17 protein-coding genes, 1 pseudogene and 1 riboswitch are annotated in these 19,003 nt (G+C 57.5%); of the genes and pseudogenes, 8 read left to right on the plus strand and 10 right to left on the minus strand.

Annotated features, from left to right (window positions below; translation table 11 throughout):
* Positions 1 to 90: 90 nt before the first annotated feature.
* The 6 genes and pseudogenes from N7220_RS02860 to N7220_RS02880 all read right to left on the minus strand — a co-directional run bounded on the left by N7220_RS02860 (position 91) and on the right by N7220_RS02880 (position 6,842).
* Complete coding sequence (locus tag N7220_RS02860) at positions 91 to 3,255, minus strand: efflux RND transporter permease subunit (RefSeq protein WP_283149972.1); 3,165 nt, start codon at positions 3,253 to 3,255, stop codon at positions 91 to 93.
* Positions 3,256 to 3,269: 14 nt separating this feature from the next.
* A complete protein-coding gene (locus N7220_RS02865) occupies positions 3,270 to 4,427 on the minus strand; it encodes an efflux RND transporter periplasmic adaptor subunit (protein ID WP_283149973.1) in 1,158 nt (385 codons plus the stop codon).
* A 248-nt stretch (positions 4,428 to 4,675) separates the two neighbouring features.
* Positions 4,676 to 4,723: pseudogene (locus N7220_RS20745) on the minus strand (hypothetical protein); the annotation flags it as partial.
* Positions 4,724 to 5,004: 281 nt separating this feature from the next.
* Entirely contained in the window at positions 5,005 to 5,547 is a 543-nt protein-coding gene (locus tag N7220_RS02870; RefSeq protein WP_283149974.1) for a hypothetical protein, read from the minus strand.
* Between the two features lie 261 nt (positions 5,548 to 5,808).
* Entirely contained in the window at positions 5,809 to 6,375 is a 567-nt protein-coding gene (locus N7220_RS02875) for an acyl-homoserine-lactone synthase (RefSeq protein ID WP_283149975.1), read from the minus strand.
* A gap of 86 nt (positions 6,376 to 6,461) precedes the next feature.
* Entirely contained in the window at positions 6,462 to 6,842 is a 381-nt protein-coding gene (locus N7220_RS02880; protein ID WP_283149976.1) for a DUF4902 domain-containing protein, read from the minus strand.
* Between the two features lie 195 nt (positions 6,843 to 7,037).
* Here N7220_RS02880 and N7220_RS02885 point away from each other — a divergent pair, with 195 nt between their 5' ends.
* The 4 genes from N7220_RS02885 (at position 7,038) to N7220_RS02900 (ending at position 10,419) form a co-directional block, all read left to right on the plus strand.
* Entirely contained in the window at positions 7,038 to 7,748 is a 711-nt protein-coding gene (locus N7220_RS02885) for an autoinducer binding domain-containing protein (RefSeq protein ID WP_283149977.1), read from the plus strand.
* Between the two features lie 905 nt (positions 7,749 to 8,653).
* Positions 8,654 to 9,028, plus strand: a complete 375-nt coding sequence (locus tag N7220_RS02890) for a DUF2946 family protein (protein WP_283149978.1) — start codon at positions 8,654 to 8,656, stop codon at positions 9,026 to 9,028.
* A gap of 167 nt (positions 9,029 to 9,195) precedes the next feature.
* Positions 9,196 to 9,555 carry a copper homeostasis periplasmic binding protein CopC gene (gene copC / locus N7220_RS02895; RefSeq protein WP_283149979.1) on the plus strand — a complete coding sequence of 120 codons (360 nt, stop codon included), beginning with the start codon at positions 9,196 to 9,198 and terminating at the stop codon, positions 9,553 to 9,555.
* A gap of 21 nt (positions 9,556 to 9,576) precedes the next feature.
* Complete coding sequence (locus tag N7220_RS02900; protein WP_283149980.1) at positions 9,577 to 10,419, plus strand: copper resistance D family protein; 843 nt, start codon at positions 9,577 to 9,579, stop codon at positions 10,417 to 10,419.
* Between the two features lie 31 nt (positions 10,420 to 10,450).
* Here N7220_RS02900 and N7220_RS02905 read toward each other — a convergent pair whose 3' ends face one another.
* From N7220_RS02905 to N7220_RS02920, 4 genes are all read right to left on the minus strand, one after another.
* Positions 10,451 to 11,284 (minus strand): 2OG-Fe dioxygenase family protein, encoded by an 834-nt coding sequence (locus N7220_RS02905; RefSeq protein WP_283149981.1) that lies wholly within the window; start codon positions 11,282 to 11,284, stop codon positions 10,451 to 10,453.
* A 115-nt stretch (positions 11,285 to 11,399) separates the two neighbouring features.
* A complete protein-coding gene (locus N7220_RS02910; protein ID WP_283149982.1) occupies positions 11,400 to 12,566 on the minus strand; it encodes an MFS transporter in 1,167 nt (388 codons plus the stop codon).
* A 95-nt stretch (positions 12,567 to 12,661) separates the two neighbouring features.
* Positions 12,662 to 14,131, minus strand: coding sequence for an MFS transporter (locus tag N7220_RS02915; RefSeq protein ID WP_283149983.1), 1,470 nt, complete (start codon positions 14,129 to 14,131; stop codon positions 12,662 to 12,664).
* Positions 14,128 to 14,841: an SDR family oxidoreductase gene (locus tag N7220_RS02920; RefSeq protein WP_283149984.1), complete on the minus strand. Its 714-nt coding sequence runs from the start codon at positions 14,839 to 14,841 to the stop codon at positions 14,128 to 14,130. Before N7220_RS02920 ends, N7220_RS02915 begins: the two co-directional genes overlap by 4 nt.
* 141 nt (positions 14,842 to 14,982) lie before the next feature.
* Between N7220_RS02920 and N7220_RS02925 the strand changes: the two genes are divergently transcribed.
* The 4 genes from N7220_RS02925 (at position 14,983) to thiD (ending at position 18,922) form a co-directional block, all read left to right on the plus strand.
* Positions 14,983 to 15,936 (plus strand): LysR family transcriptional regulator, encoded by a 954-nt coding sequence (locus tag N7220_RS02925; RefSeq protein WP_283149985.1) that lies wholly within the window; start codon positions 14,983 to 14,985, stop codon positions 15,934 to 15,936.
* A gap of 568 nt (positions 15,937 to 16,504) precedes the next feature.
* A riboswitch (TPP riboswitch) is annotated at positions 16,505 to 16,601 on the plus strand.
* 70 nt (positions 16,602 to 16,671) lie between these two features.
* Positions 16,672 to 17,481 (plus strand): hydroxyethylthiazole kinase, encoded by an 810-nt coding sequence (gene thiM / locus N7220_RS02930; RefSeq protein ID WP_283149986.1) that lies wholly within the window; start codon positions 16,672 to 16,674, stop codon positions 17,479 to 17,481.
* On the plus strand, positions 17,478 to 18,116 hold the full coding sequence (gene thiE / locus N7220_RS02935) for a thiamine phosphate synthase (RefSeq protein WP_283149987.1): 639 nt from the start codon (positions 17,478 to 17,480) through the stop codon (positions 18,114 to 18,116). The genes thiM and thiE overlap by 4 nt, the downstream gene beginning before the upstream one ends.
* Positions 18,113 to 18,922: a bifunctional hydroxymethylpyrimidine kinase/phosphomethylpyrimidine kinase gene (thiD, locus tag N7220_RS02940; protein ID WP_283149988.1), complete on the plus strand. Its 810-nt coding sequence runs from the start codon at positions 18,113 to 18,115 to the stop codon at positions 18,920 to 18,922. Before thiE ends, thiD begins: the two co-directional genes overlap by 4 nt.
* Positions 18,923 to 19,003 lie beyond the last annotated feature (81 nt).

Below are 19,003 nucleotides of genomic sequence, written 5' to 3' on the forward strand. Positions count from 1 at the left end.
TGATCGATGTAAAAACAGAGAAGCCCTGCGGCATTTGCCGCAGGGCTTCTCTGTTTTTTACCCACCGCTCATACCACTGACGCGAGCATCTTACTCCCCCGCGCCTTGCAACAAGGCTGCAGTCACTTTGGCTGCTTTCTTGTGCTTGCGACGGCTTTGTATCCAGTGGCTCAAACGATCCAGATACAAATACACCACCGGCGTGGTAAACAGCGTCAGCGCTTGCGACAGGACCAGCCCGCCGACCATCGCGTAGCCCAGTGGGCGGCGCAGTTCGGAACCCGCACCGTGGCCCAGCATCAGCGGCAAACCGGCCAGCAAAGCGCACATGGTTGTCATCATGATCGGGCGGAAGCGCAAGATACACGCTTGGTAGATCGACTCCTCGGCGCTCATGCCGCGCTCGCGTTCGGCGGTCAGCGCAAAGTCGATCATCATGATGCCGTTTTTCTTCACGATGCCGATCAGCAAGATGATGCCGATCAGCGCGATCACCGTCAGGTCATATCCCGCCGCCATCAGGATCAGCAGCGCACCCACCCCCGCCGATGGCAAGGTCGACAAAATGGTCAACGGATGGATATAGCTCTCGTACAACAAGCCCAGCACGATATACACCGCGATCAGCGCTGCGGCGATCAGATAAGGCTGCGATGACAGTGAATCACCAAACGCCTTGGCCGTGCCCTGGAATGCGCCGGTCAAAGTGGCCGGAATGCCCATTTCCGCCTGCGCTTTATTGATGGCATCCACCGCTTGGCCCAACGACACGCCTGGCGCCAGGTTGAACGAGATCGTCACCGCCGGGAACTGGCTTTGGTGGCTGATCGACAGATACGCCGTCTTGTTGGTGTCGATATGCACAAAGGTCGACAGCGGCACTTGCTGGCCAGTCAACGGCGAAGTGATATACAGCTTGCTGAACAACGCCGGGTCTTGCTGCAACGCTGGCGTCACTTCCAGGACCACGTGGTAGGTATTGACCTGGGTGTAGTACTGAGCCACCTGGCGCTGACCGATCGCATCATACAAAGTGGCATCAATGGTTGCAGGCGAAATACCGAAGCTGGATGCACGCGTGCGGTCGATGGTCAGCACGGCGGTTGCCGCAGAATTCTGCTGGTCCGAAGCGATATCCGTTAGTTGCGGCACTTTACGCAGGCGGTCGACCAGTTTGGGCGCCCACTCGTTCAGTTCATCCAGGCTGGAGTCGGTCAGCGTGTATTGATACTGCGTACGCGACAAGCGCCCGCCAACGTTGATGTCCTGCCCGGCCTGCAAGAACAAGTTCACCCCTTCCACCTTGGCCAGTTTTGGCCGCAACCGGGTAATGACCTCGTCCGCCGTGAGCGTACGTCCCAAGTCTTTCGGTTTAAGGTTGATGTAGAAGTTGCCAGTATTGAAGGTGTTCTGCCCGCCAACCATGGCAAAACTGGCCACGTCCGGATCGTTGCGGATCACCTCAGCCAATGACTGCATGCGCTGGTTCATGGCCTTGAAGGATGAATCCTGCGCCGTTTCGGCAAAGCCAAACACAAAGCCGGTATCTTGCTGCGGGAAGAACCCTTTGGGGATCACCATAAACAGGATAACGCTCAGCGCTACGGTGCCCAGGAACACGCACAGGGTAATGAACTGGTGTTTCATCACCAGATCCAGCCCGCGTTTGTAACCGGCGAGCATCGCGTCAAAACCGCGCTCGAACAATTGATAGAGCTTGCCGTGCTTGTCGCCGTGATGATCTTTCAAAAAGCGCGAGCACAACATGGGCGTCAGTGTCAGCGAGATAACCACCGATACTGCAATGGTCAGCGTCACCGTAATGGAGAACTCGCGGAACAAACGCCCGACGATCCCGCCCATTAGCAACAGCGGGATGAACACCGCAACCAGCGATACCGAAATCGAAATAATGGTAAAGCCGATTTCGCCCGCGCCCTGATATGCGGCCTCCATGGGCGACATGCCGTCTTCAACGTGGCGGTAGATGTTTTCCAGCATCACGATGGCGTCATCGACCACAAACCCGACGGCAATGGTCAGCGCCATCAACGACAGATTGTCCAGACTGAAGCCCACCAGATACATCACACCGGCGGTGCCCATCAGCGCTAACGGCACGGTCACGCTGGGGATCAACGTGGCTGGCACGTTACGCAAGAACACAAAGATGATGCCGACCACCAGCAAGATGGTAAGCACCAGCGTGAACTCCACATCGCGCACCGAAGCACGGATGGTTTGCGTGCGATCGACCAGAATATTGATATGCACCGTCGGCGGAATCGCCGCCTGCAAACGTGGCAGCGCGGCTTTAATCCGCTCCACCGTTTCAATCACGTTAGCGCCCGGCTGCTTGGTAATGGCCAAAACAATGGAATGTTGCCCGGACAGAATCGTCGCGGCGGGGTCAACCGCTTTACCGGCATAAGCCCACCCGGCCAGTTTGGTGTTCTCCGGTGCATCAACGGCCACGCCAATATCGCGCACCCGCACTGGCGCGCCATTCTTGTAGGCCAGCACCATTTCGTTCCATGGCGACGCTTTCAGCAACTGGTCATTGGTGTAAACCGTAAAGCTTTGCTTATCGCCATCCACTGTGCCCTTGGGCTGGTTGACCGTTGTGGTCGCGATGACAGTGCGGACGTCTTCCAGGCTCATGCCCATGGCCGACAATCTGGCTGGATCAACCTGAATGCGCACCGCTGGCTTTTGCTGACCACCGATATTGACCAGACCCACACCCGGAATCTGCGAGATTTGCTGCGCCAGAATGTTATCGGCGTAGTCGTTCACCTCGGTCAACGGCAAGGTGTCGGACTGCACCGCCATCACGATAATGGGCGAATCAGCCGGGTTCACTTTCCGGTAGGTTGGCGGATTGGGCAGATTGTTCGGCAATTGTCCGGTGGCGGCGTTAATGGCCGCCTGCACGTCCACCGCCGCCGCGTCGATATTGCGGTTCAGATCAAACTGCAGGGTAATCTGGGTGGTGCCCATCGCGCTGGATGAGGTCATCTGCGACAGGCCGGCAATCAGCGAGAATTGCCTTTCCAGCGGTTGCGCCACGTTGGACGCCATGATCTCCGGGCTGGCCCCGGGCAAGCTGGACGACACCTGAATGGTTGGAAAATCCACCTGTGGCAATGGAGCCACGGGTAATAGCGGCCAAACGGCAATCCCGACCAGTAAAATCGCTGCAGCCAGCAGCGATGTTCCGATCGGGCGTTTGATAAATGCGGCAGAGATGCTCACGTTACCTTCCCTGCTCAGTGGCTGGCGGCGGGTTTATCGGCCTCGGCGATGGTCGCGCCAGGCTTGAGTTTGTACTGACCATCCAGTACCACGCGTTGACCCGCTTGTACCCCTTGGTCGATGATCGCTTTGCCGTCCTGGATTTGCGCCACTTTCACCTTCTGCAGTTGCGCTTCGTTGCTGGCGTTCACCACATACACATAAGTGCCGGTGTTACCACGCTGCACGGCCGCTGACGGCAGAGTAATCGCGTGGCTGCGTTCACCCAGCACCAGGCTCACATTTACATACTGACCTGGCCACAAGGCATGTGCCGGGTTGGGAAAGGTGCCCTTGAGCGATACCGTGCCGGTGGTGGTGTCGATCTGGTTATTCACCAAAGACAACGTGCCGGTCGCCAGTTTGTCACCACCGTCCCGCGCATAAGCCACGACCTTGAGCGACTTGCCGCCCTGAATGGCTTTGTTGACTTGTTGCAGCGCGTCTTCCGGCAGGGTAAAGGTCGTCGCAATCGGATCAATCTGGTTAATCACCACCAGACCGGTCGTATCTGTGGCATGCACGATATTGCCCGGATCAACCAGACGCGCCCCGGTTCGGCCGCTCAGTGGCGAGATGATGGTGGTGTAGCCCAATTGCACTTTGGCGTATTCAATCTGCGCGTCATCATTCTTGAGCGCAGCTTCCAGTTGTGCCACCAACGCGCGCTGGGTATCCAGCGTCTGCTGGGTCGTCGCATCTTGCTTGATCAGATCGGTATAACGGACCAGGTCACGTTTGGCGTTATCCAGTTGCGCCTGATCTTTGGCTCGGGCAGCAACCACCTGGCCCAGTTGCGCCTGGAAAGAGCGAGGATCGATTTCGGCCAAAACCTGACCTGCTTTGACATCCTGACCTTCGGCAAAACCCACTTTCTGCAATTCGCCGTCCACGCGCACTTTCACGGTTACCGTTGCGTTGGCTTGCACGGTCCCCACGCCAGTCAGATAAATCGGCACGCTTTCGTCACTGGCTTTTACCGTAGTCACGAGGGTGGGCGCTGGGGCTGGTGGTTTGCTGGGGGGCGTTTCGGCATCGGCTTTGCGTGAGGCGGACCAGAAGGTCACGCCGCCCGCAGCAATGAGTACCAGAGCGATAGCAATGGCAGACTGGGTTTTTCGTTGCCTGGTCATGAGCTTTCTATTCACCTTCTGCGAGTACCGCACGCAAGGGACGGTACGCTGTTTCGTATCTGGACTGGATTGTTCAATCGGGCGCACTGGGCGACGTGTTCACCAACGCAGTGCGGGGCTAGTCGATCCGCGGGTTCGCGGCACTATCATATCTGTATCAGAATGCTGCTCATACCGGCTAAACGCGATCAGAAGCATGGCGTTGACCATCTTTACGATGGCTTTACATAGCAGCGACACAAGGAACTTTATTGCTCCGCCGACAAAGGGCAATGACCGCAGCGGGGCGTCCGTGCCCATGTTGCCCACGATCTATGCCCGTGTCATTACGGCAATAACAACATGGCCCGTTTATCGCTTTATAACCGTCCATAGCATATAGATTGTCTATGAATAAAAGTTGAATGCGTTTCCGGGCAAGTTGCTTTTGGGGTGATAACTGGCACGTACGCCAAGGCTGAAAACGCGATAAAAAAACCTCCTGGCACAGGCTGTGCGCACAGGAGGTTTTTTTAATGTTTGCGTGATGACTGCGGCTAACGATACCCAGCTCACCACGTCGATCTAACGCGCTGATTTACATGGCAAATTCTGTCTTGGCCTGAGTTACACAAGCGTCTTTACGGTCGCCACTAAATGCATCGCACTTCTCGCGGGCCACTTTGTAATCTGCCTCGCGCTTGGCGTCATCGGCTTTGGCCGTCGCTTTGTAGCGATCTTTATTGGCATCAATATCGGCCAACATTTTGTCGCGGTCAGCCTTGGCGGTTTGTTTGCAGACATCCTTGTCGTTACCGGCAAGACGGCCACACTTCTCTACCGCTACATCGTAGTTAGCCTTGGTCCGTTCACGCGCAGCATCGGCGCGAGCCGCTTCGGTGTCTTTGTCTTGGGCATCCAGATCTGCCAGCGATGAACGTTGCTCAGCTTTGGCCTGGGCCTCGCAGACATCCTTGCCGTTGCCGGCCAGGGTCTTGCATTGTGCTGTTGCGGCGTCATAACGTTGACCGATGGTGTCTTTGCGTGATTGATATTGATCGTGGCTCAGTGCGGCAAAGCTCAGCGCGGGTGCTGCCAGCAACGCAGCAGCAATCAGAGATCGAATGGCGGATTGACGCATGTCGGCACCTTCTTTTTGAATGAGAAAGAAGGCAAGCACTGATCGGCAAATACCGTTTCGGCAGCAGTTTTACTGCGGCTGGCATTGCCGAAGATCAGTTACGCTTGCCTGATGCCCACTTTAGCTGGACAAGTGCAAGCGGCCAGTCATCCCCTGTGGCAGATCAGCGCAAGAAGAAAGAGCCAATGTTTGTAGGCATTGCCCGACGTTGGCTGCCCGGCAAGGCGCGTTGCCGGTGCTTTCGCAATGATCCTTTGGCCGTCAGCCCAGCGGATTTTCCACATCGATCACACAGGCGAACAAAGGATAACCATCAATAATCATCGGTGGGCCAGCCCGATGAGCATGAAACCCGGCGTTGCGCAGGATACGCTCTATGCCAACCGGCGAAACCGTGATGATGGTTTTAGCGCCTAGTTGCGCGGCACAGTGGATGGCTTCACGCAGCAGTTCCAGCGCCAGCGGCGAAATGAATTGCCCGCCCGCCGTGCCGGTTGGCCCTTGAAAATCCACCGCGGCAAAGCGTGACAACTCCCACACCTCCGGCGAATTTGGCGCTGGCAAACCATTGAGCAGTTGCGGGAAAACCTCGCCCAACAAATACGGCTGTGTAGTCGGCAACAGGCGGGCGCATCCGGTAATGCGTTCTTCGGCATCGCGCGACACAATATAAACCGTGTCTTCCCGATCAAATTGATCCTGCTCGATGCCGTGCGGCGTATCCAGTTGCCAGCCAAGCATTTCCACAAAAACCTTGTGGCGGTAAACCGAGAGTGCTTTGGCAACACCCACAGGAAGCTGCGCCGACTGTCCGGACAACATATGCATATCAACCCCCAATGGAATATGTTTCAAAACAGGGGGAATAATTTGCCCGGTCACGGCCAAGGAAAACTGTCAACGAAGACAGGTATCTAAATATATCGGGAGGTGATAAACCGGCTGGTTGCCTCTTGCCATTGCATATGGGCAAGCCGCTCAATCAACAGGTCTTCAGTTCTGACAGGGCCAAGGTCATTGGCATTGGAATCAATCAGCATGATATTACTGCGCGGCTTGCCGGTTAACTGATAACCACAGCTGGCGATAAACCAGTCCCAGCCAATAGTCAGAATCGGGTGGGACTTGCTGATCCACTCGGTATAGCCACTGATTGTCGCAAGACGAGAACCACATCGCAAAGAACCAGCCGGGTCATCATCCAGCCCGGAAACAAGATGGTGCAAAGGAATACCCAGCAGCGTCGCAAAATCCAGCCGGACATATCCATCGGCGCAAAGACCCGGCCTATTCATTACCGCGCAACTGCTATCACCAAAAATCCGAGCCGACATGGCGTTGTGACCTGAACACGAAAACAGACTTGAAAGTGTAATGAACATTGATCACACATTGCCATTGTCAGAGTTATCAGCTAACACGCATAACAAAGGTTTGCTGACAAGCCGGGTGTTGATAACAAAACCACAAACAGGCTGGGGGATAACGAGATGTCACCTTTCGTAGAAGAAAACCTGCATTCACTGCTTACCATCCACGACCAAGGGCAGTATTTCAGCAAGATTACCCATATGGCGCAGGAACTGGGCTTTGAATATTGCGCCTATGGCGCTCGCATGCCCTTCCCTTTAAGCGCCCCCCGCACGGAAATGGTGAATAACTATCCTGTCGCATGGCAGCATTGTTATCAAAGCAAACACTACATAACGCAAGACCCGACCGTAGCGATTGGTTTGCGCTCGACTATTCCCTTTGTGTGGAGCGAAGCCTTGTTTTCGGGCTCCCGCGAACTGTGGGAAGACGCACGCTCACACGGGTTGCGCAACGGCTGGGCCCAGGCTTGCCGCGATGTTAGCGGCGTCGTGGGCATGATGACGCTGGCTCGCTCCAGCGACGAAATCAGCGATGCCGAACTCAATGAACACGAACCGTTACTAATGTACCTGGCCCAGGTGGCGCATGTTGGCATGTCCCGCTTCTTTCTCGAACACTCGTCTTATGGGCACGAGGTAAAACTCACCCCGCGCGAAACCGAAATCTTGCGCTGGACCGCCGAGGGCAAAACCTCTGCCGAAATTGGCGAAATACTGAATATCGCCGAGCGAACTGTTAATTTTCATGTGAACAGCACGTTAACCAAATTGAATGCCGCCAATAAAACTTCTGCTGTGGTGCAAGCGGCGTTACGCGGGTTGCTATAGCCAGCAGAGGCTAACTATACTGTTTTTGGGAAGCACAAATTCAATGCAATTGAATTGCAGTGGATTGTTGCGCAGAAAATATATTTGCGAACATCAAATAGCCTGACTGTCAGCCATTCAAAAAACCAACCCCTTCCTCTGCAGGACTGCCCTTACCGGGAGCCCCGCTACCTTTGTTCTGCGAAATACGCAGAACAAAGGTAGCTATTCTGACGCATCAGCAATGCAATTACCGCCTGTCAGCTTTAGCAGGTTTCCTCATGGCAAGGTATCCACGGATGATACCAGCAAGCTGGCCTTATTTTGAGCGACATAGTTAGCAAGACAATTGTTTGTTAATTCATACATTAGACATAAACTCTACCGCAATAGAATTGCATGAGTAATATATATTGGTATTTTTCATCAAGCAGCAGAAAAAAGGTTTCGCCAAATTAATCAGTTGAGACTAGCTCCGGTAAACAATGCAGTTTTCATGTGGTTGTCTATAAATCAGCTTTGGTACATCATTATTTATCCAGAATCTATCACTGCATTTTCAACCCAGCACAGACATGTCTGACAACCGAATAAACACAGCATACTGATCAGGCAAATTGCGTTGCGCAATTGCTACCAGCAGTTATCCGAATCAAATTGCAATTGCCTTTGGGCAATGTGTTCTGGTCGGCGCTACCCGCACCGATCACACCGTATTTGCCCTTCGGGTTGCCGTTGCCAAAAGCGACGGCAACCTCCCCCTCCCTCTCCTCTTTTCCTGGCAAGTAGATCTGGCAGCCACTCGTCCACCGCATGAGCCAAGCGGCGACCCGCACGGCTGAAGTGGGCTGGCAAAACTACAAGTGAGAATAATTCGCAATAACAATCTCGACATACATGGGCCATCGGCGGCACAATCTGCCCCCATGTATCGCCAGCCTCGTTTGCATCTATTCGCCCTTTACGCCGCAATCATTGCATTGCTGGCGCTGGCGTTCGTGCCGCCGGTCATGCAGGTGCTGCGCCCGGCGGTACTGATGGCTGACGCGATGCCAGGTTGCAATGACCCGACGATGCTACAGATGCATCACCCGGCATCCAGTGCGGATCACAACGGCGATATGGATAGCTGTTTGATGTGCTCCCTGGCCTGCCACGTCCCCACATTGGCGGCAATGCCGCCGGTGGCCTGGGTGGCTCCGCTGGGGTTGGCGCTTGTTTTGCAGCCGGTGTGGCGGATATTCTCGTCACGCGACAGCTTGTTTACTCCACCCGCACGCGGCCCACCAAGCCTGCTTTAGCCGGTATTTCTGGCCGGTTTTTCCGTATTTCCCCCATTCAAGATGGACTAGCGTGGCCATAACCAACAGCCCGCTGGTCTTGCCGAGCACGCGTGCCCGTATGCTGGCGTAGGTCTTTACCCTGCATTTGCAAGGCGTGCTTGTAGCCCTATTCAAGAGAATTATTCATGAAATCCATCCGTACCCTGTTTGCATTTGCCGCATCAGCCCTGCTGTTCACCGCCCAACTGGCCAGCGCCCATGCCCATCCACACGAACAAAGCCCTGCGCCCAATGCCACCGTAGCGGCACCGCAGGAAGTGCGCATCGCTTATACCGAAGAGCTAGAGCAATCGCTCAGCTCGCTCAAAGTGCTTGATGGCAGCGGTAAAGTGCTGGCCGATAAAGCCACGCTGGATGCGGCCGATCACAAAGTCATTCACCTGCCATTGCCAGCACTGTCTGCCGGTGTGTACACCGTGGAATGGGTAGCGGTGGCGGAGGATGGCCATCGCACCAATGGCAAATACACTTTTACCGTTAAATAACGCGACAAAGCCTCAGACGACATGAGTGGATTCGAGTGGGCTGGCCCGGCGTCAGCCAGCGTGGCCGCGCTGCTGGACATACTGATTGCCCTGCTGATCGGGCAATGGTTGAACACGCGCGGCAAGCCTGGCTGGCAGCTGCCCAGCCTGCTCGGTCTGGTATTTTGTGCCAGTCTGCTGGTTAATAGTGCCAGCATGGCGGGTGTGCCACTTTGGGCCGCGTTTGCGGCGCTCCCGCTAGTGCTGCATACGCATTACGGCCTGATGTGGCTGGCCGGAGCGACCTGCATCGCAGCCTTGCTGCTGGACAACCGTTACCGCAACGGCAGAGCGTCAACCGCAGTCATCATCGTACTGTTTGTCTATTTTCGCGCCTGCACCGGTCATGTGGCCGATGCGGGCATGTTCAGCCTGGCCGCGCTGGTGCATACCGTACATTTGCTGGCCGCGGGCGCGTGGGCTGGCAGCGTGCTGGTCTTTCTGGCTCAGCATCGCAAGCTGCGGCAAGACGGCAAATGGTTCGATAGCCCGAGCGCGCGCCATCTGTCGCAAGTGGCGTTGTGGGCGGTGATGGTTGTGGTGCTGACCGGCGCCGCCAATGCCTGGCGAGTGCTGCAGTTGGGCGCATCTGCGGTGGAACCGTGGCAACAGCCCTGGAGCGTGATCCTGAAAACCAAGCTCGCGCTGGTCGCCATTGCCGTGTTGCTTGGCGCCACCAATCGCTGGAGCATCATGCCCGCGCTGGATTTGAATCAGCAACGCGCCCAGCGCCAGTTCATGGCGCTCTTGCTGCTGGAAGCGGTGGTTTTCGTTGGGGTGATTGGCTGTGCGGCGTTGTTGGGATCAACCAGCCCGCCGATGTAACAACGGGCATCAACTCAGATCACAAACCGGCTCAAACCTTGCGCCGGAAAGTGACCACCAGCACATCGCGGCAAGCAAATTGCCCGGCTTGCTGCGGCACGATGGGTGATACGCCATGCAGCACACGTTCGTCGTCCACCAAGGCCATATCCAGCGTATCCGCCAAAGTAAAGGTGCGCAGCGGATTACCCTGCAAGTCGTAAATGGTGCTGACGCCCTGTTCGACATTGCGCCGTTGCACCATCAGCATCAGCACAAAATCCACCCCATCGCGATGCACGCCTTCCGGCGTCGGCAAGCCAAGTTGCTCGCTGCCCGCCTCAATGCGGAACTGGTGTACTTCGATGTGCCAGTTGGCGTTGGGAGAACGTAGCCCGAATATCTCACACCCCAGTGCGACCACACTGCGCAAGGTGGCGCCATGCACAACCGCATGCTCAACCGGTTGATAGTGACGGGCGATGCCACCATTGAGCGCGTTGTATTCGCGGCTTTGAAAATGCGGCTGATGCGGTTCCACCACAAAACTGCGTTGCCCAGACATAGCCGTTAACGTCGCGTGCCGGCGTTTGCGATAGCGCCCGCCGTCGGCCATATAGTTATCCAGACACAAGCGTTCCCAACTGGCCTGAAACTGCGGCCAGTCTGCGGCCAGCGTGGCTGCATCGCTAAAGCCCTGGCCTGCCAGCAAGGCTTGAGTACGGGCAGCGGGCACATAGCTGTAACCACGCGTGGTCAGCGCCTGGCTCAGCAGCGCAACACTATCCAGCGCCGGACGGGTATTCAGGGAGGTAATGCAGTCGGGGTCGAGCGTTTCCATAACTGTGTGCAAACCAATACGCATTGCTGCTTTGTGACGGGACATCTACACCAATAATGCTGCAGATGTTCCCATCATATCTATCTGGCAAAAGATTGAGTCGGTAGATTCCCGTACAACCAGCAAGACAATGCGCCGCAACCAGCGCCGATTCTGGCGCTCAGGGTTGATAAGCCGGTTGTTGCCGCTTGCGATCCAGCGCGCCAGACAGCATCACCACCGCAAACCCGATCAGCGCCACCGCCGCGCCCAGCCACGGCAAGTTGGTCAGCGGATAACCCGCACCCAGCATCGCCCCGCCCAGCCACGCACCGGAAGCATTGCCCAGATTGAAAGCGCCCTGGTTCAATGTCGGAGCCAGGTTCGGCGCACCCTGCGCTTTGTCGATAACTCGCACTTGGGCCGCAGGCACAACCGCAAAGGCAAACATGCCCCAGAAGAACACGGTCACCAGGGTTGGCACCTTGTAATGACTGGTGAACGAGAACACCGCCAGCACTACGGCGATCATGCAGAAGATAATGGCCAGCCCGCGCATCAAGCGCCAATCCGCCAGCTTGCCACCGAGCAAACCGCCCGCAGTAATACCGGCACCAAACAGCAGCAATACCCAGCTTTCCTCAGCGGCGGTAAAACCGGTGACATCGCGCAGAATGTAGGCGATGTAGGTCACCACGCTAAACATGCTGACCGACGCCAGCGTGCTGATCAGCAATGCAAGTTGGGTCTGGGTTTCTGCAATTTTGCGAAACTCACCCAGGATACCGCCACCTTGCGGCGTGGCGACTTTGGGCAACCACACTGCCAGTGCCGTTGCGGCGATCAAACCAATCGCTACCACCGCCCAGAATGGCGCACGCCAGCCCGCCACATGGCCCAGCGCAGTACCAAATGGCACGCCAATGATGTTGGCCACAGTCAAGCCAGTAAACATCATGGCCACCGCTTGGGCGCGTTTGTTACGCGGCACCAGATCTGCCGCCACTACCGAGCCAATGCCAAAGAATGCGGCATGGCAGAACGCAGTCACCACCCGCGCCACCATCAACATGGCGTAGCTGGGTGCCAGCGCGCACAGGGCGTTGCCGAGGATGAACAAACCCATCAAACCAATCAGCGCCTGCTTGCGTGGCCATTTGGCGGTAACGATGGCCAGAATCGGCGCGCCAATCGTTACGCCAATCGCGTAGCCGGAAATCAACATACCGGCGGCGGGCGTGGAAACGGAGAAGTCACGGGCCACTTCCGGCAGCAAGCCCATGATCACGAATTCAGTTGTGCCAATGCCAAATGCGGCGGCGGCAAGGGCTAAGAGTGGGAGGACCATCGCGGCTTTTCCTGTTGCAAGATTGAACTTGTTTCAAACAAAACTATTTCAGCGTACCGAATATATGCGATCAGCATTGTGACAACGTGTGGGCTTCAGCGCGACGTTCGCCTGGATTGATTTGCGATTGTGGCTTCAGCGGGTGTGTGCCCACTGACCTCGGCCCCGGCGTTTCTGGCCAGCAACAAACTGTCGCCCACAGCCAGTAATGCAATCAGCGCCACCAGACCAAAAGCCAGATGAAACTCGCTCACGCCAGGCGTACCTGCCAGTTGCCCGTGCACGACTTCAGCGATGCGTAGCGCCAATGCTCCAAAAGCAATCCCCATGCCCGCATTCATTTGCTGGAACACGCTAAACAAGGTGGTTGCGCCGGTCATGCGGGCTTGTGGTACATCGGAAAAACCAATGGTATTGAGCGCGGTAAATTGCATCGAGCGGCACAAGCCGCCAAAGAAGAGTACGGCAGCGATAATCGGCAGCGGGGTGTCGGGCATCAGGCCAGCACAGGCGGCGAAACCCACCGCCACCAACAGACCATTGCCCACTAGTACATTGCGAAAACCAAAGCGCCGCATGATCCAGCTGGTGGCCGCTTTCATGCACAGGTTTCCGGCAAACAGCGCCAGCATCAACATGCCCGATTGCACCGCACTCAGCCCAAACGCCAACTGGAACATCAAGGGCAGCAGAAACGGTGCGCTGCCAATGGCAATGCGAAACAACGAACCGCCCACAATAGTCACGGCGAAGGTTGGAATACGCAGCGCGCTCAGATCGACCAAGGGGTTTCCCACCCGGCGCATATGCCAGACGGTGACGGCCAGCGCAGCCAGGCCACCGAGCAACAAAACGCCGACCCACAATGGCGCCACCGGTTGATGGCTGGCGGCCTCCAGACCCATCATCACGGCACTGCAACCGATGCCGCTGCTGACAAAGCCAAACGCATCAAACGGTCGCGATTGCGCACCGTCGCCACGAATCAACCGCAATGCCACCAGCCAGGCAATCACGCCCAGCGGCACATTCAGCAAAAAGATCCAGTGCCAGCTCAGCCAGGTGGTGATCAAGCCACCCACTGGTGGACCAATCACCGGCGCCACCAGACCCGGCCAGGTGATCGTGGCAATCGCCCGTACCAGGTCTTTGCGCTGGGTGTTACGCAATACCACCAGCCGCCCTACCGGCACCATCATGGCACCGCCCAGGCCTTGCAAAATGCGCGCAGCAGTAAATTGCCACAGGCTGGTGCACAGCCCACATAGCAACGACGCCAGCGTGAACACCACAATAGCCGAGCAAAACACCCGGCGCGGGCCAAAGCGGTCCGCCAGCCAGCCGCTGACGGGAATAAACACCGCCAGCGCCAGCATGTAAGCACTCATACCTATCGACAGCCGCGCCGGGGCCACACCAAAGCTGGCCGCCATTTGCGGCAACGCCGTGGTGATGACCGTCGCGTCCAGGTTCTCCATAAAGAACGCAGCGGCCACCAGAAACGGAATCCAGCGCAAAGCACCGTCAGTGAGCGGTGCTTGCGCGGCGGTCGTGGTCTGACTCACCCAATCGCTCCGCCACCGTCGACCAGTACCGTCGAACCGGTAGAGAACGGCGTACCGGCCAGATACAGCACGGCGTTGGCGATATCTTCTGGCTGACCCACGCGCTTGGCGGGCAACGATGCTGCCACTTTGTCGAACATCTGCAGCCGATCCGCCTCGGCAAACTTGTCCCACAGCGGCGTGACAATCAGCCCTGGCGAAACGGTGTTGACGCGGACCGGCGACAATTCCAGCGCCAGCCCGCGCGCCAAAGCCTCCAGCGCAGCGTTAATTGCCCCTTGCAACACGGAACGGCTGCTCGGTCGCACCGACAAAAAGCCAGAGACAAACGTGAGCGACGCGTTTGGCGCAAAACGAGCCGCCCGCGCAATCCGGTAAGCGCCCCAGAACTTGCTATTCATCGCGCTATAGGCGTCTTCCAGCGCCAGCGTGCGCACCGCGCCGGTTGCCGTTTGCGCTGCGGAAATCACGATGTGATCCCACTCGCCGGCTTTGGCAAAGAAGCTTTCAACGTCCGCATCGCTGGTCATATCCAATGCGGCGATTCCAACCTGCCCCGCCACTTGTTCCGCCGCCACTTGCAGCTTGGGTAACGAGCGCGACGCAATCGTCACCTTTGCTCCGGCGCGGACAAAGGCTTGTGCCGTGGCCAGACCAATGCCGGAACTACCGCCGACAACCAAAACCCGCTGATCAATAAATGAAGTCATTGCATTGCTCCCTGGTCGTGCTGCTGTGTGGATATTCAGTTGAATGAAGCGCAGTTTATCCACTCAGCGTCTGGAGATAATCCAGCAAAAAAGCGACAATCCCTCTACATTTCGTTGAGAATATTCCGGGCACTTCACGCCATGACACTGGATAACCTGCAAGACCTGAGCATCTTCGCCAAAGTTGTTGCCACTGGCAGTCAATCGGCCGCAGCCAGAGAACTGGATGTGTCACTGGCTGTGGTCAGCAAACGGCTGGCATTGCTGGAGAAACAACTTGGCGTGCGCTTGCTGAATCGCACCACGCGCCAGCAGTCGCTGACGGAAGAAGGCCAATTGTTTTACGCCAGTTGCGTGCGCATTCTGGCCGAAGTCAGCGAAGCCGAAACGCAACTCTTGCTGCATCGTGACAGCGTCAGTGGCGTGCTGCGCATCAACGCGCCCAACGCCTTTGGCCGCCGCCATCTGGTGCCGCTGGTCACCACCTTCCAGGCACGCCACCCGCAACTACGCGTTCAGCTGGACTTGACCGACGCGGTGATCGATCTGGTCGAAGGCGGAGTGGATGTAGCCATCCGCTTTGGCAGCCTGCCCGACTCCAGCCTGTTCGCCCGCGAGTTGGCGCCCAACTATCGCGTACTGTGCGCCTCGCCCGATTACATTGCCCGCCGTGGCTTACCGCAATCCCCGGCCGAACTGGTGCAACACGACTGCATTCTGTTTGGCGAGCAATTGGTCACCGAATGGCAGTTTCACGATGAGAGCATCAAAGTGCACGGCAACATCGTCACCAACCACGGCGAAGCCGCGCACGAACTGGCCTTGTGCGGCGCCGGGATCGTCCTCAAATCAATCTGGGATGTCGGTGCCGATCTGGACAGCGGCCAATTGATCCGTGTCCTCCCCGAACACGCCATCGCCTCCGCACCATTGCACGCGGTATACCTGCACAGCCGACACCTGGCCCCGCGCGTGCGACAGTTTGTGGCGTTTGTGAGTGAGCAATTGCAACAAGCCTGGCGCTGGGACCCGGCACCTAAACTGCGGGTGGCGGCATCCGGACAGAACCGGCGGGCACGGGTATCGGGGATTTGAGCCTTGGGATCGTTTGCAGCCAGGATTCGCGTAGCAATCCGGGGGCAACAGTGGGCAAATTTAATCGCCAGCGGTTCGATGACTCATTGCAATCCCGGATTCCCGCTGACGCTTCATCCGGGCTACATGGGTTTAGGCCCACAAATGGCGGATTGGCTAAACCCAATCCACCCTGCAACTTCATGTTTTTGACTTTTACCAAGCAAACAAAGCAGCCGATCACACCGACCGAGAGTCGGAGAACTTAGGCTCCGGCCGACCGTGGGAACGGCGGAGCCGCGCAAAGAACGCTGGCAAACAAACTGTTCGTTTCGGCTTTTGACTTCGGGCCCCGTCGGACGCTCGCGTCCCGGGTCGCCTTTCTTTTGGTTACTTTTCTTTGGCGAAGCAAAGAAAAGTAACGTGCCCCCGGCCACCGCCGGGTATCAAACGCCTTTCACACCCGTGCCGCAGGCACTAGCAACACTTGAAACGGAAGCCAAATCAGCCAGTCCACAATGGATTGTCGCCTCCCTTCAAATCCCGCCAAAACCCACGTTGCCCACAACACCCCAACAGCGGACAATCCTCCCCTGACTCGGGGTGCTTTTGCAGTTGCAAAGGCTGAGAGATACCCGTTACCTGATCCGGATAATGCTGGCGGAGGGAAGTCCCAAGTGGCCCTGTGCTGCTCGCCTGCACTGACCATCCGTATTACATGGATGGATCAATCCGGGCTGCCAAGGAGCCACATAAATGTCACCATTCGCAATCCCCACCCTGCCGTTTTCCATCATTGCCGACGAACTGGAACGCTTTCGCAGCGCGCATCCGCTGGTGCATGTGCTGACCAATGAAGTGGTACAGGAAATCACCGCCAATGTTTTGCTGGCTGCCGGTGCCGCGCCAGCCATGATTGTGGCGCAGGAAGAAGTCAGTATTTTTGCCAGCATTGCGGGCGCAGTGCTGATCAATGTCGGCACCTTGCGCGACACACAACTGGCGGCCATGCGGCAGGCCATCACCGCAGCCAATGCGGCCAACGTGCCATGGACGCTTGATCCGGTGGCGGTTGGCGCACTCGAATATCGCAGCAATGCCTGCCGTGAATTTATCCGGCAAAAGCCCGCAGCCATTCGCGGTAATGCCTCGGAAATCCTCGCGCTGGCCGGGATGGGCAGCGGTGGGCGTGGCGTAGACAGCACGGCGGGTTCCAACACCGCGTTGGCCGCAGCCCAGCAATTGGCCCGCGATACCGGCGCCGTCGTGGCTGTGACTGGCGAAATTGATTACATCACCGATGGCAACAGCACCTGGGCTACGCCCTGGGGCCATCCGCTAATGACGCAAGTGGTCGGCACCGGCTGCGCACTTTCTGCGTTGGTCGCCGCCTTTACTGCGCAAGCCCCCAACCGCCTGAACGCGGTGGCGACAGCGTGCGCTCTGGCCGGGATTAGCGGTCAGCGGGCACAAGCCATTAGTAATGGACCAGGCTCGTTCAAAGCGGCATTCCTCGACACGCTATATTTGTTGAGCCCCAACGAACTGCGGGAGATGACCGCGTGAAACCGTTTGATTTATCGCTTTATCTAGTGCTCGACCCTGACCTGTGCGGCGGACCGCAGGGCATGGTGGACACCGCCCGTATCGCCGCCGAGAACGGTGCCACCATCGTGCAACTGCGCGCGCCCAACTGGAAAAAACGCCAGTGGCTGGAAACCGCATTTGCGCTCAAGGCCGTGCTGGACCCACTTGGCGTGCCGCTGATCATCAATGACCATATCGACGTCGCAATCGCGGTCGATGCCGCAGGCGTGCACATCGGCCAGGCCGATCTGCCACCCGACGCCACACGCCGATTGATCGGGCCGGATAAAATCCTCGGACTATCCACCTCCAATGCGGCGCAAATGGCCGATGTACCGGCAGGACTGGTGGATTATCTGGGCGTGGGTCCGGTGTACCCCACCGGCACCAAACTGGATGCCTCGCCGGTGATCGGGCTGGATGAATTCAGCCAGCTTATGCGGGCCAAGCCACTGCCGGTGGTGGCGATTGGCGGCATCAAGCACGGCACGGCAGCGCCACTGATCCGCGCCGGGGCCGATGGTGTAGCCGTGGTTTCGGCCATTTGCGGTCAAGCCGATATCGCTGGCGCGACTGGCCATCTATTCATTGAAATTACCGGAGCCCGAACATGAGCCCCTCAACGATCCCGCACGCTCTCACCATCGCCGGTTCGGATTCTGGCGGTGGCGCTGGCATCCAGGCAGATCTGAAAACCTTCTCGGCGCTGGGCGCATACGGCATGAGCGTGTTGACCGCGCTGACCGCGCAGAACACCCAAGGTGTGCATGCGGTGCATCCAGTGCCGCCCGAGTTTGTCACAGCCCAACTGGATGCCGTGTTCAGCGATATCCGGGTCGATGCCGTCAAACTGGGCATGCTGGCCAATGCGGGGATCGTCCATGCCGTTGCGGCCAGCCTGGCAAAGTATCAGCCGACGCACATCGTGCTCGACACCGTGATGATCGCCAAAGGTGGGCACCCGTTGCTGGTGGCCGAAGCTGTGTCGGCGATTCGCGACGCGTTGTTGCCGCTGGCTTCGCTGATCACGCCTAACTTGCCAGAAGCCGCGGCGTTGCTAGGCGCCCCGGTCGCCACCACAGAAGATGAGATGCGCGCACAAGGTTATGCACTGATCGCCGCCGGTGCCAAAGCGGTGCTGATGAAAGGGGGACATCTGGGTGGCGCCGAGAGCCCGGATTGGCTGATCACGCCACAGTCCGAAACGCGCTTTGCCAATATCCGCATCGCTACCCGCAACACCCATGGCACCGGTTGCACATTGTCTGCCGCGCTGGCCGCTTTGCGTCCGCAACATCAGGACTGGCCGCAGACCGTGGCAGCAGCACGCGAATGGTTGCAAGCAGCGTTGATCGCAGCGGACCGGCTGGATGTCGGCCACGGAATTGGCCCGGTGCATCACTTTCACGCGTGGTGGTAATCAGCGGCAACCGGGCTCCCGGCACCAGGTTCTGCTGCCGGGAGTCTCTGCATCAACAATTTGACGACTGCTTATTTCATG

It is taken from the genome of Silvimonas soli (assembly GCF_030035605.1).
In the GTDB taxonomy this organism is placed as follows: domain Bacteria; phylum Pseudomonadota; class Gammaproteobacteria; order Burkholderiales; family Chitinibacteraceae; genus Silvimonas; species Silvimonas soli.